The sequence below is a fragment of the Rubinisphaera italica genome (genome assembly GCF_007859715.1).
Classification (GTDB): domain Bacteria; phylum Planctomycetota; class Planctomycetia; order Planctomycetales; family Planctomycetaceae; genus Rubinisphaera; species Rubinisphaera italica.
On sequence record NZ_SJPG01000001.1, the window covers coordinates 2,776,365 to 2,790,630 of the forward strand.

Here is a 14,266-nt window from a genome sequence, read left to right on the forward strand (position 1 = left end):
TCTATTAAGCAGTGCGCCCCTGCGATTTTCGATAACGCTGAATCAACTGATTCGTCGAACTGTCATGCTTCAGATCTGGTGAGTCACTCGCCTCCAACTCCGGCACGATTTTCTTCGCGAGAACTTTGCCAAGTTCAACTCCCCATTGATCAAACGAATCGATATCGTAAACGACTCCCTGAACAAATACGCTATGTTCATACAGGGCAATTAGACTGCCAAGGATTCTCGGTGTGAGAATTTCTGCATACAGCGTATTTGAAGGGCGATTCCCTGAAAAGACGCGATGCGGGACCAATTCTGAAGAAGTCCCCTCTGCCTCGACTTGTTCTTTTGTCTTTCCAAACGCTAGAGCTTCTGTTTGTGCAAAGACGTTGGCCATCAGTTTGTCATGATGATCGCCGACTGGATTCAGCGAGCGTCCAAATGCGATAAAATCACAGGGGATCAAATGAGTTCCCTGATGAATTAACTGATAGAATGAATGCTGACCGTTCGTGCCCGGTTCGCCCCAGAAGACCGGACTGGTTTCGTAGTCAATTGAATCGCCAGCTAATGTGACCGACTTGCCATTGCTTTCCATTGTCAACTGTTGCAGATAAGCCGGGAATCGCTTCAGATATTGATCGTAAGGCAGCACAGCAACCGTTTGAGCATCGAAGAAATTCGTGTACCAGATATTCAGCATCGCCAGAATGACAGGCAGGTTTTCTTCGAGCGGAGTTTCACGAAAATGAACATCCATCGCGTGAAAACCATCGAGCATCTGACGGAATCGATCCGGTCCAATCGCCAGCATCGTCGAAAGACCGATCGCTGCATCCATTGAATATCGTCCACCCACCCAGTCCCAGAAGCCGAACATGTTTTCGGTATCGATTCCGAATTCCTGCACACGCTCTGCACTGGTTGAAACAGCCACGAAGTGCTTCGCCACCGCCGTTTCTGCTCCCAGTTGATCCACCAGCCATTTGCGGGCGCTCATGGCGTTTGTCATGGTTTCCTGAGTGGTGAATGTTTTTGACGCCACGATGACTAACGTCTCAGCAGGATCCAGATCGATCGTCGCTTCGGCAAAATCGGTTCCATCGACATTGGAAACAAATCGGAATGTGAGATCACGATTGCTGTAATGCTTGAGTGCCTCGTAAGCCATCACGGGACCAAGATCCGAACCGCCGATGCCGATGTTGATCACATTACGAATCGGCTGACCGGTGTAGCCTGTCCATTCTCCGCTAATAACCCTCTCGCAAAACGCGGTCATCTTATCGAGAACTTCATGCACATCAGGAACGACATTCTGGCCTTCGAATTCAATCACCGCATCTTTTGGAGCACGTAAAGCCGTATGCAACACGGCTCGATTCTCAGTGGTGTTGATCTTCTCGCCCGTGAACATTGCTTCGGTCCGCTCTTTGAGTTTGGCGGACTTTGCCAGGTCGAACAAAAGCGGCATCGTTTCTGAATTGATGCGATTTTTTGAATAGTCCAGAAACAAGTCGACCGCTTCAACACTAAATTTGCTGGCTCTGTCAGAATCTTCCGCGAAAGCATCCCGCAACTGCACATTTTTGATTGACTCAAAATGCTGACAAAGGGCTTTCCATTCGGGGCGGGACGTCAGTCCCGATTTTCCGGTTTGAGCAGACATATCAACGACTTTCTAGATTGATCATTTTTTTCAATTCATTACGGTTCAATCGTTAATATATATCAGGCCTCACTGGAATTGCGACTCATTGAGAGGGAATGTTAACGCAAAGATCGCAAAGACCACGCAGGCACTTAAGAAGTGCTTTGCGCCTATCGCGATCTTTGCTTGTCGAAATTCAATTACGGAAGATCAAAGACCATGATTTCAGCGTGATCTTCAGCCTGAATGGTTAATCGATCTTCTTCACTCACGGCCATTCCATCGCTAGTATCGAGCACCGTACCATTCACAGACACTTTTCCGCGAAGCACTTGAATCCAGGCATGACGACCATTATTGAGTTCATGGTCAAGAGAAGTACCGGCATCCAGTTTTGCCAGATAGATACGAGCATCCGTGTGAATGGTCAGTGAACCATCAGCGGCATCAGGAGAGGCAACAAGCCTCAATCGATTTACCATCCGCTCATCATCAAATCGTTTCTGTTCATAGCTGGGAGTTAATCCCTTCTCATCTGGAAAGATCCAGATCTGATACAGATGCACGGGCTCTGTCTGCGAAGGATTGAATTCGCTATGCGTGATCCCCGAACCGGCTGACATCCGTTGAAATTCGCCGGGACGGAGGATTTCTCCATTTCCCATCGAGTCCTTATGTTCGAGTGCTCCTTCAAGAACATAGGTGACGATTTCCATATTCTGATGTGGATGCTCCCCAAATCCTTCACCTGGCAGAACAGTATCTTCATTCATGACCCGCAGTGTCCGGAACCGGACGTGCTGCGTGTCCTGATAGGAAGAGAAAGAAAAGGTGTGGTAAGTATCCAGCCAACCCAAATCGGCATGTCCGCGATCTGCTGCTTTACGAACTTTGAACATGATTGACTCCTCTTTTATAATTTCAGATTAACTCTATTCCTGGACAACTTGATTATTTTGCCAACCATCCGCCATCCACAGGCAATGAAATTCCCGATGTTCCCCCAGTGACAATGGCAACTTTGTTTTCCAGCGACATGATCTGCTTCCTTATTATATTATTTACATGTAAACTATAGATTAAAAAAAAGTCACGCTTCCTCACTGCCGGTCGACTCTCGTGCTTTTTCCAACAGGCGGCTCAATTCCTTCAATTCCTGACGGGTCAAATGACCTACCAGTTCCCGATGCAATTCAATAACAGGTCCCTCCATTCGGTTTAATAATTTCTCGGCTTTTAGAGTGAGTGAAATATAAACGACGCGACGATCCTGTTCGCAGCGATGTCTTTGTACCAGTCCCTGCTTTTCCAGTCGATCAATCAACCCTGTGATTGCCGGAACGACCTGAATAGTACGTGAGGCAATCTCCAGACAGGGCATCGGCTTCCCTTCCCCGCTGAGAATTCTCAGAACATTGTACTGGGAAGCAGTCACTCCATAATCACGAAACAAACGTCCAAATCGATTTTCAAAGTAATCATTCGTGCGTAACAGATTCAGGATCGCCTCCTGTTCTGGAACCTCGAAAGGATTCTTCTTTTTCAGTTCATCTTGTAAGCGTGAAGAGTTCATGAAGCCATCGTTCAGAAAAAGGACAGTGCGATCGTTTTTTAGTTTACACGTAATGTATTTACCAGTCAACGGTTATTTGACGCTTTTTTTTCTGTAATTCAAATGACTTACGTTTATGAAGTATGAAGAAAAACTGATCAATGCCAACTTGTGAGTCACCCCGGCAAAGAGGGCTGACTAAGTTGAAAACAACCGTGGTTTAATTCTCAGCGATAAAAGGCTGAAATCGTTGGCGATCAGTCTCCGGCAGGCGAGTCGGACGACCAGTCTGGAGATCAATGAATATGGCCCGCTGACGACCGAGAGCAGCTAGCGATTGATCGGGACCGTAAAAGCGAAATTCCATCCAGGCGGAGACGTGATTCATTTCCGAGATCCAGACTTCGGCTCGAACGGTATCACCTAGTTTCAATTGTTGCTTGTACTGGATGTTCGTCTCCACCAGCACTGGTCCGTAGCCCTGCTGCATAATCTGCGGCACCGGCATACCAGCTGCTTCGAGCAAAAGGCAACGTCCAATTTCCATCCATTCGATGTAGACGATGTTACTCACATGATTCATAAAGTCGATATGAAATGTGTGTATCGATGGCTCGAATTTGACCTTCTGCATGGGGGCAGTCATTGTGAGGAATTGAAATTTAAGTCAGTTATTATCGAGCGGCTGCGATTTCTGTCAGTTGCACGATTGACTCCTGCATGGCAGACTGATCGACTTCGTGGATTTCAACGGGATCACCAATACTGCGCAGCATTGTCAGAGTCAGGCGACCACCGAGATGCTGACGGAACTCTTCAAGCCCGGCAAATAAAATTTTCGTATCGTGTAACATCGGATGCTGTAAATCGAAACCGAGTTCCAGCAGGCAATTGACAACTCGCTCAGCGTCGGATTGGGGAAAGCCCATTTTGCGAGAAGAGTATAAGGAGTCGATTGCTACGCCAATAGCAACCGCTTCCCCATGTTGAACCTGGAAATTTGTCATCACTTCCAGTTTATGAGCCGACCAATGTCCATAATCAAGAGGACGGGCTTCGAGCATTTCAAAGGGATCGCCACCACGTGTAATATGCTTCAGATGCCACTCTGCGGAGCGTTGAATGATTGGTCCACAAGCAGACCAGTCCCTTTGAGAAATACGCTCGGCTTGTTCGCAGATCGCCTCGAATAATGCAGGGTCTTTTAATAATGCGACTTTAACAGCTTCAGAAAAACCGGCTCGGAACTGGCGATCTGGCAAGGTCGAAAGCAGATCGGCATCGTTAATGACTGCCCAGGGAACAGCGAACGATCCAACCCAGTTCTTCTTTTCAAAGAGATTGATACTGTTTTTTACCCCGACGCCGGAATCAGCTTGACTGAGTGTTGTTGTGGGTAAGCGGATCAGGCGAATTCCGCGATGAGCAATGGCCGCAGCAAAACCGACGGCATCCAGAACCGCTCCCCCGCCAATGACAATCACATAGCTGCGACGATCCAAATTTGCAGCATTCATCACTTTGAGCATCCGCTCAAGAACGTGGACATCGTTCTTCACATCCTCGCCACCGGGAGCAATTTGTATGTTGCTCGCCATCGAAACGCGGTCGGAATTCTTCGAGACAAACGTCCTTAGAATCTGAGAAAGATCAGGACGTGCATTCGCAACGGCTTCGTCAATCCAGAACTGGACCCGAGCCGGGGCATCACCTGATTGTTCCAGCAGATCGAGTAGAACATTGGTTTGCGATTCCAGCACGTTCGTTGTCACTCGGAGTCGATGTACATAGGGAACTGCAAAAGTAACATCAACTCCAGTGGATAATTGGTCAATACCATGATCGCTAGGATCAAAGGCCTGCGATTCTTCAGGGAGGGGTTGTTCACTCATGGGAGGCAATCAATCTGGAGAGTAGCTGTCTTATTTGTATTCACCTGGGCGACAGTTAAATAAATTATAGGCAGGATATCGCATTCAGAAAAGTTGATATATCTACAGGTTAACTTATCCCTGAGCCAATTTCGAATGCAAGCCTCTGAAAATCATCGACAATTTAAGATCTGTGATAAAACATAATTCCATTTGAAATGATTGTACGAGTTGTTCATCTGCGGTTCTATTTCATTCAATTGCATCAGATTTCAAAATAAATTTAAAGAGTAAACAATAATCCTAAGATCCCAGCGAACAACACGTAGTAAACGAAGAGGGATAACGTTTTTCGCAGGATGTCACCTTCTTTGCCGTTCATGCCGACTACTGCACAAGCTGCGACTACGTTATGAACGCAGATGACATTTCCCGCTGCTCCGCCGACTGCCTGTAGCGCGACAACCCAGGTGGGATCGACTCCAATTTGCAGGCCGGCATGGAACTGGAATTGAGAAAACATCATATTGCTGATGGTATTGCTGCCTGCGACAAACGCTCCCAGTCCTCCGATGAGTGGAGAAAATAATGGCCAGGCTGATCCTGAGATTGAAGCGACAGAATCGGCCAGCAGACTTGGCATTGAAGGCAGACCTGCTGCTCCTCCAGATGAGTTGATAAAGATCTGCACCATCGGTACGGTGAATATGAGTGCGGCTGAAGCGGGGATGATCATTTTGAGAGAGCGAGTTGTCGCACGCTGGCAGGCCCCCTTTGACATGCGGTGCAAGACGAATGTCATCAAGCAGACGAGTATAAATATCGAGCCTGGCAAGTAAAGAATCTGCACAGGAGAGACACTGACGGTTGAACCAAACAGATTGGTCAGTGCTTCTCCATTTCCAGGAACTGTGATCGATTTTAACCAGGCTCCAATGCCCAAAGAAGGCAAACGAGTCAGCACGAGAATAAGAGCCGTTAATAAATAAGGAGCCCAGGCTTTCCATAACGACAAGTGAGCAACAGGTTCTTCGACTTTCACATCATACAAGCCGTGCCAGGAATCGGGCCAATCCGACTTTTTGGCAAAATCCCAAGATTCTTCTGGCATCAGAAATTTTGCTCGGGCCGCTGGAATCACAATCGCCATACCAATTAAAGAGCCAAGTAACGTTGGAAACTCTGGGCCCAGGACAAATGCGATCGTCACGTAGGGGATGATCATTGCCAGAGCCGCAAAGATTGCAAACTTCCAGATTTTGAAGCCTTCTGCAAAACTGCGATTGGCTCCGAAGAATCGCGTAATAACAACTACGATAAACAGCGGCACCAGAGTCCCGACAATACCATGCAAAATCGCGACTTTGACACCGATAATCGGCAACAATTCCTGCCAGTTTTCCAGGCCAGATTTTGCTGCAAAGTCAACAACGGAACTACTTCCTTCAAGCCCCTTATTCACACCAATCAAAATCGGCGTGCCGACGGCTCCGAATGAGACCGGTGTCGATTGAATCATCATTCCAGCAATAATGGCTGCCATTGCCGGAAACCCCAGACCGACCAGCAGCGGGACACAAATGACAGCTGGTGTTCCAAAACCAGCCGCCCCTTCCATAAAGGCACCGAAGAGCCAGGCAATAATGATCACCTGGGCACGACGATCATCCGTAATCGAAGTGAATCCATTTCGAATGACCGAGAGGCCTCCCGATTCGCTCAACGTATTCAGGAGATAAATCGCACCGAATACGATATAGAGCAGACTAAAACAAATCACCAATCCATTGATGGAAGCCGCGGCGACTTGGGCAAATTTCAGTTGCCAGTAAAACAGGGCAACTCCGACAGCCGCTACATAAGAAAGCGGCATCACATAAGCCGCAGGCCAACGCAGTCCGACAAGAAAAATGCCTACAATGGCAATCGGAAGTAAGGAGAGTAAAACGGGCAGCAGGTCATGCATAAATGGCTCAATTCGAAGCTTTTGTAGAACAGTTCGCAGGTCAGGCTGTGCTTGACAATTTCGACTACGTACGACTTTTTTGGAGATCAATCTTTAATGAACTGGATATCCAACGTGCGTAAATAGGTCTGCAATCCTGCATCCTGGACTGGAAATACATACGCATCGACATCAGATTCATTATGATGCGAATGCCACCAGCCGGGTGGTGTTACGAAAACGGAATTCGGTTTCCACTCGGCTCGAAACGGATCAATCAGATTTCCAGCTTCATCGATTTCTTTAGCAATCATGGTATAAGTATTGGGATCAGCTGAAACAGCCAGATCAATTGCCACAGAGTTATGACGATGAGGTTTCTGCACCGATTGTTTCGGTAAGACGTTATACAAAGACCACATTGTATGTGTCATGGTCTTTGTTTTCTCACTGGCTGGATTACCGAGAATGATCCCATTGCGATTTCGATTCTCGCGAATGCCTGCCTCACGGATTTTTGAAATCTCGCCGTCCAGATATTCTTTCGAATAATAAGCAGACTCGAAGCGTGGTTTGTTTGGATGCACTCCCAGATAAGACATGAGCGGACCATCATGCACCCAGTACAAAGCGGAATCAACATCGGCGAAGTGCGTCACCCCTTGATGACACGGTAATGTAAACGCATCGCCCTGTTTCCACTCTAAAATGCCCTGCTCTGTTTCGGTCCGTCCCTGCCCCCTCATTACGAAATAAACTTCCGAGGAAGTCTGTTCCGCAATTTGAATATGATCCTCTGCCTGAATTGTCAGATAATTCGCCAGCAGACTCGGCGTGGTCGCGGGGGTTGAAGTCCCTATTAAATCGGACAGATCCAGCTTGATGATTTCCGTGACACCGCTTTCGTGCAAAGCAGCAGGAAATACTCGAATCGGCACATCCTCAATATCTGGACTGGCAGCCGCTCCATATTCCCAACTGAGCGACTGTTTCTGCCACAGCTCATTCAAACTCGCATGACTTGTACTCATTAGATTCTCCGAAAATATTTTGATCAGACCGTAGGTCAGGCTGCGCCTGACGAAATTCAATTCTGTTAAAATCAATACCGGGTGGCGGGGGCGCTCCGCTTTAGCGGAAGCCCCCGGAAGCTCCAAGATTCGGGGGCTTCTCTTCGAGAGCGCCCCCGCCACCCAGGTTTGATGAAGTTCGTTCTAATAATCATATGAGGGTTATTTAGAATTCTTTATCACGGACGAAACTCGTGTTTGAATTTCCTGATAGAGCTCCGCTGGCAATCCCCCTTGACTGGCCGCAGCGACATTCTCTTTGAGATGTTCTGGATTGCAAGTCCCCACAATTGTCGTATCGCAATGAGGATGCGACAATGTATATCGTAAAATCATTTCTGATCGAGTCATCCCCTCTGTCAACAGTTCATCCAGACGTGCATTCGTCCAGACATCATTCAAATTGGGACGCTGAATCTCTGCATCTGGCCCCCCGTGAGCAATTCCTCCCCGAATAATAATTCCCGCACCCGTTTCAGCCGCTTTTGTAATCCAATCATTATGTTCGGGAGCTAGACACGAATACGGAATTTGAAAAGTATCAAATACACCTAACTCGATCATTCCCGGTAAATTTGGCAACGAACTTGAAACTCCCAGAAAGCGAATCAACCCCTGCGAGCGAAAATCTTCCAGCTGTTCGATGAGTCCTTCTTGTTCTAAGGTTTCGGCATCGCCACCGTGAAATTGGAGGAGATCAAGAAATTCCGACTGAGTTCGGAAAAGGGTATCTTCCAGATTCCTTTTGATAACATCCTGCTTCCAGGTATGCCGAATGTTAATTTCTTCTTCACCCTGGGTGTAATTGCAACCACACTTACTGGCGAGAATGAATTCTCCTCGACGCGAAGAAAGATATCGACCGATTCGCTCTTCACTGATCCCATAATCGGGAGCGCTATCGATGAAGTTGATGCCCGCATCGAGTACCGCATTCAGAATTTGCTCAGACTCCTCCTCGGAAGCGACTCGCTTGCCCCACGTTTTCGGACCACGAATTCCCATGCTGCCATAGCCAAGTTGAGTGACTTCCAATCCCGTGCGACCAAGTGTTCTAGTTTTCAACATGACTGAGACTTCTAAACTTTTTGGGTCAGGAATTTTGTATCGAGAGTTGTAGACATCAGCAAAGATTGCCATGATAAACGCAAAAGTAATCTTCGATGCATTCCTCGATCATACGGGATGCTATTTGACTGTAAAGGACGACGAAAGAATTCTCATGATTCAAGCCCTCACCAGACTCACCTCCTGTTTCATAGCAGCCTGCCTGCTCGGTTTCCTAACTCTATCTTTCGAAAATACTCAAGCGGCTGAACCCAAACTCTCTTTGGAAAAAGAAGATCACATTGCCTACATCGGCAATACGCTGGCTGATCGTATGCAGCACCATGCCTGGCTGGAAACTTATCTGCATGCACTTTACCCAGAGTACGATTTGACAGTCAGAAATCTGGCCGTCCCTGGCGATGAACTAAGTGTGCGTCCGCGTGAAGACAATTTCGGCAGTCCTGATGAATGGCTGGCTAAAGTTGAAGCCGATGTGATTTTCAGCTTCTTTGGTTACAACGAAGCAATGGATGGTCCGGATGGACTCAATGAATTCCGTAAGCAACTCGAATCGACTATTGATGGCATGCAGTCGCAAAACTACAACGAGAAAACGGCTCCGACTCTAGTCTTCTTTTCACCCATTGCTCACGAAAATCTCCACAGTGCTGATCTGCCTGATGGGGAAGCCAATAATAAGAATCTCGAACTTTATACGGACGCCATGCGGGATGTCTGTCAGTCCAAGCAGGTTCTGTTTGTCGACCTGTTCCATCCTTCGCAACAGTTGTATGAATCCTCTGAGAAGCCGCTGACAATGAACGGCATCCATCTGCTCAGCGATGGGAATCGTGCCATGGCAGATGTAATACTTAAAGAATTGTTTGGCAAAGACAAAGTCGATATTGATGCCAAAGAACTTGAACGTCTGCGACAAGCAATACTCGTCAAGAACGATTACTGGTTCAATCGCTATCGTGTCGTCGATGGTTATAACGTCTTTGGAGGACGCTCCAAACTTGCCTGGTTTGGTCAGTCCAATGCCGATGTGATGATGCGAGAAATGGAAATCTTCGATGTCATGACGGCCAATCGCGACAAACGCGTTTGGGCGGTCGCTCGCGGCGGAGATTTAGAAGTAAAAGATGACAATCTTCCTCAGGAACTGGACGTCAAAACGAACAAGCCCGGAAATCTTGACGACGGCAGTTATTCCTATCTTGGTGGTGAGGAAGCGATTTCCAAGATGACGATTGCCAAAGGAATGGAAGTCAATCTTTTTGCCTCCGAGGAAATGTTCCCGGAATTGATCAACCCTGTGCAGATGGCAGTCGACACAGACGGAATATTATATGCTTCCGTCTGGCCAAGTTATCCGCACTGGAATCCGACTGAAAAGCGACGAGATCGCATCGTCTGCCTACCCGACGAAAACGCTGATGGAGTCGCCGACGAGTGCATCATCTTTGCCGATGAACTCAACAGTGTGACCGGCTTCGAATTCTGGGGTGGCGGAATGCTGGTAGCGGCTTTGCCAGAACTCTGGTTTCTTAAAGATACCGATGGCGATCACAAAGCCGATGTGAAAATTCGCATGTTACAGGGACTTTCCAGTGCCGATTCGCATCACTCGGCCAATGCAATGGTACTCGGGCCAGACGGCTGGCTGTACTGGTCTCGCGGTGTCTTCAATGTTGCTAATATCGAAACTCCTACCAAAACATTCCGGGCAGGCAGCACGGGAGTCTATCGATTCAATCCCCGCACTTTCGAAATGGAATTTCACTTCCCGATTGGCCCCAATCCTCACGGCGATGTCTTCGATCAATGGGGATATCAGTTCGCCAACGATGGCACAAGTGGAACGGGATCCTACGTCAATATCGGCAAAGGTGTCGGTAATAAACAGTGGTTCAAAAAACGAGTGCGTCCCGTTGCTGCTACGGGCATTCTTTCCAGCAGTCAGTTTCCTGAAGAAAATCAGGGGAATTTCCTGATCTGTAACTGCATCGGATTTCTCGGCGTTCTGCAGCATGAAGTCAAATATGATGGAGCCGACATTTCCTGCGAAGAAATCGAACCAATTCTGTTTTCTGACGATCCCAACTTCCGTCCCACCGATGTCGAAATTGGCAGCGATGGAGCCCTGTATGTTTCGGACTGGAGCAATGCTCTAATTGGTCACATGCAACATAATATGCGGGATCCAAACCGAGATCATGAGCATGGACGAATTTATCGAGTCACAGCTAAAAATCGTCCACTTGTGATGCAACCCAATTTGAAGGGGGCACCGATTGCGGAAGTTTGCAAATCGTTCTTCGCCAAAGAGAATGCAACTCGATATCGCGCCCGTATTGAATTGAGTGGTCGTGAAACAGAAGACGTTGTCAAAGAACTGAGTTCGTTTACTAAGTCACTCGATGTGAATAAGCCTGAGGATGCTCAGGCGATGTTGGAATGCCTGTGGGTCTTGGAAGAACATCGCGTTCCAAATTTGGAATTGATCCAAACACTCTACAAAGCGAAAGAACCCCGAGTTCGTGCGGCTGCGATTCGTACACTCGGGCATTGGGGAACTCAAGTTGAAGGCTGGGAGCCAGTCCTGATGGCTGCTTCTGCCGATGAATCTCCACTTGTTCGAGCCGAAGCAGTGAAGTCTGCGGTCGCATTTTCGGGTGTCACATCGGCTGAAGTCGTCTTCAATGTCGCCACTCAGCCGACTGACGTCGAACTTGATGTGGTCATCAAATATGCATTGAGCCAAATCCCCGTTGATAAACTGTTAAAGGAAGTCATGCGATCAAAAGGTGACTTATCACCACCAGCCCGCCAGTACGCATTAAAGAATTCCTCAGCCGAAGACTTACTGGCTTATGAACAGTCTGCTGAGGTTTATGAGGCCATTCTTTCTCGTGCAAACACTCCAATCAACTCATTGCGAGAGGCTCTGAATGGATTTGCACAATTCGAGAATTCCAATCCAGCCTCGCTGATCATGAAGCTGATGGCTGAACGTGATCAATCCAATCAAATCGCCAGTCTGACAGGCCTCGGAATTTTATTGCAGGAACAACCGGCTGAGTCACTTAAAAAAGTACGAAACCAACTGGAGAAGTTTGCCCTGGAAGGTAATAACGAAGCAACTCGCCGCTCAGCGATTGCCGCATTGATTACCACAGATGGCTCTGGAGAAAACGCATATTTCCTGACGTCAAAAAGTAAAGACCATTTACAGGATTTCCTGGCTGCGGTTCCCTTAATCGAAAACTCAGACCTGCGAAGCAATCTTTATAACAGTATTCGCTCACTGGTTTTTGAACTGCCACCAAATCTTTCTTCGGAAGGTGGACAGGTCGAACAGCGAGTTCCCGGCATTCATGTCGATTTTTATTATCCGAGCCCAACGAATGTTGCCATCGAAACCCTGGCAAAACTCAAACCTGTCGATAGCGGGATCGTTCCTGAAATCGTCATGAATGTGCCACAAAAAACACAGAATGATAAATTCGCTCTTCAGTTCAAAGGCCTGATTGATATCCCCCGTTCGGGAGATTACACATTCTTTATCAAATCGGATGATGGCTCACGCATTTATCTGGATAATAAAATCCTTGTCAATAACGATGGCCTTCACGGTTTTTCCGAAAAGAATGGTAAAGCGAAACTTGCTGCCGGACTGCATCATTTGACGGTCACTTACTTCGACAATGGTGGAGGTGATGGCCTGGAAGTGAACTGGTCTGGCCCTGGCATCAAGAAACAGAAAATCCCTGCTTCTGTGTTATTTGCCAACGGTGGACAATCATTGCAACAACTGGCAGTCGTTTCCCTGGGCTCGATCCCAGGCCACGATGCCGAGAAGTTCAATGATCTCTCTCAGCTACTCAAACGCAATAAATACCAACAGGCTGCCATTCGCGTACTGCGAGCTATTCCCGAAGAGAATTGGCCCAAAGCCGATTCTACCAGTCTGATCGACAACCTGATTGGCTATCTGAGCAATGTGCCCGTTGCCAGCCGAACCAATGCGACATCGACCGATGCCATTTCCATTGTTCGCTCTCTCGCATCTCGCCTGCCACAAAATGAAGCTGATAAAGTTCTCGCACGACTGGACAATCTGGATGTTCGCGTGATTGCCATCGGGACCGTTCCAGCACGAATGATCTACGACAAAGAAATCATTGCGGTTGAGGCTGGAAAGCCTGTCGAGTTTCGCTTTTCCAATTCCGATCATATGCCACACAACTTTGCGATCATCTTACCAGGCTCGCTTGAAGAAGTCGGAACCCTGGCTGAAGAGACCGCAAGAGAGCCGGACGCGAAAGATCGAGAATACATTCCAGTATCTGACAAAATCCTGCTCGGCAGTCGTCTCCTTGAACCGGGTGAAAAACAGGCGTTAACGTTTGAAGTTCCTAAAACTCCTGGCATTTATCCCTATGTTTGTACTTATCCGGGCCATTGGCGAAGAATGTATGGAGCCCTGTATGTCGTAGAAGACCTGAAAGCCTACCAGTCCGATCCGGCTGCGTATCTAGCCAGCCACTCCCTGGAAATTAAGGACGAATTGCTCAAGTTCGCCAACCGCAACACGGAGTGGAAATACGACGATCTGGCCAAGTCTCTACCACAGGTGATGCATGGACGTTCTTTTGATGTGGGAAAAAGTCTGTTCAAAGTCGCGAACTGTGTTGCCTGTCATAAATTGAACAACGAAGGCAAGGAGATTGGACCGGATCTGACTAAGCTTGATCCTAAAAAACAAAACCTGGAATTCCTGCTCCGGTCACTCGTCGAACCTTCCAAAGCGATTGACGAAAAGTATCAATCCAATACCTTCGTACTCGCTTCAGGAAAAGTCGTGACCGGAATGATCGTCAAAGAGACGGATGATGAAATCCAACTTCTGGTCGATCCGATGGCCAAAGCCGATCCTCTTACCATTTCCGTTGATGACATCGATGATCAGGTCAAATCAAAGCTTTCCATCATGCCAGCCGGCTTGCTGAACAAGCTAACCGAAGAAGAGATTCTTGACTTGATCGCATACATTTATGCTCAAGGAGATATGAAGCACAAAATGTATTCCGAGCACATGCATCACCAACCTTAAACTCACATTCTGAAGCGTCAGCG

Annotated in this window: 9 protein-coding genes; 1 reads left to right on the top strand and 8 read right to left on the bottom strand. The window is 47.6% G+C overall.

Going from position 1 to position 14,266, the window contains the following annotated elements; translation table 11 throughout:
* Positions 1-4: 4 nt before the first annotated feature.
* The 8 genes from pgi to Pan54_RS10555 all read right to left on the bottom strand — a co-directional run bounded on the left by pgi (position 5) and on the right by Pan54_RS10555 (position 9,142).
* Positions 5-1,654, bottom strand: coding sequence for a glucose-6-phosphate isomerase (pgi, locus tag Pan54_RS10520; RefSeq protein WP_146503444.1), 1,650 nt, complete (start codon positions 1,652-1,654; stop codon positions 5-7).
* A gap of 182 nt (positions 1,655-1,836) precedes the next feature.
* Entirely contained in the window at positions 1,837-2,535 is a 699-nt protein-coding gene (locus Pan54_RS10525) for a pirin family protein (RefSeq protein ID WP_146503445.1), read from the bottom strand.
* Positions 2,536-2,726: 191 nt separating this feature from the next.
* Complete coding sequence (locus tag Pan54_RS10530) at positions 2,727-3,209, bottom strand: MarR family winged helix-turn-helix transcriptional regulator (RefSeq protein ID WP_146503446.1); 483 nt, start codon at positions 3,207-3,209, stop codon at positions 2,727-2,729.
* A 199-nt stretch (positions 3,210-3,408) separates the two neighbouring features.
* Complete coding sequence (locus Pan54_RS10535; RefSeq protein ID WP_146503447.1) at positions 3,409-3,822, bottom strand: acyl-CoA thioesterase; 414 nt, start codon at positions 3,820-3,822, stop codon at positions 3,409-3,411.
* 40 nt (positions 3,823-3,862) lie between these two features.
* Complete coding sequence (locus Pan54_RS10540) at positions 3,863-5,080, bottom strand: 3-dehydroquinate synthase (protein WP_146503448.1); 1,218 nt, start codon at positions 5,078-5,080, stop codon at positions 3,863-3,865.
* A gap of 262 nt (positions 5,081-5,342) precedes the next feature.
* Positions 5,343-7,025 carry an L-lactate permease gene (locus Pan54_RS10545; protein ID WP_146503449.1) on the bottom strand — a complete coding sequence of 561 codons (1,683 nt, stop codon included), beginning with the start codon at positions 7,023-7,025 and terminating at the stop codon, positions 5,343-5,345.
* 86 nt (positions 7,026-7,111) lie between these two features.
* Positions 7,112-8,035 carry a hypothetical protein gene (locus tag Pan54_RS10550; protein ID WP_146503450.1) on the bottom strand — a complete coding sequence of 308 codons (924 nt, stop codon included), beginning with the start codon at positions 8,033-8,035 and terminating at the stop codon, positions 7,112-7,114.
* A gap of 201 nt (positions 8,036-8,236) precedes the next feature.
* The gene (locus Pan54_RS10555; protein ID WP_242631280.1) at positions 8,237-9,142 is read right to left on the bottom strand and encodes an aldo/keto reductase; all 906 of its coding nucleotides are present in this window, start codon (positions 9,140-9,142) and stop codon (positions 8,237-8,239) included.
* A 154-nt stretch (positions 9,143-9,296) separates the two neighbouring features.
* On the opposite strand from Pan54_RS10555, the gene Pan54_RS10560 reads away from it, so the two are divergent.
* Positions 9,297-14,243, top strand: a complete 4,947-nt coding sequence (locus Pan54_RS10560) for a DUF7133 domain-containing protein (RefSeq protein WP_165441708.1) — start codon at positions 9,297-9,299, stop codon at positions 14,241-14,243.
* The last annotated feature ends 23 nt before the right edge of the window (positions 14,244-14,266 follow it).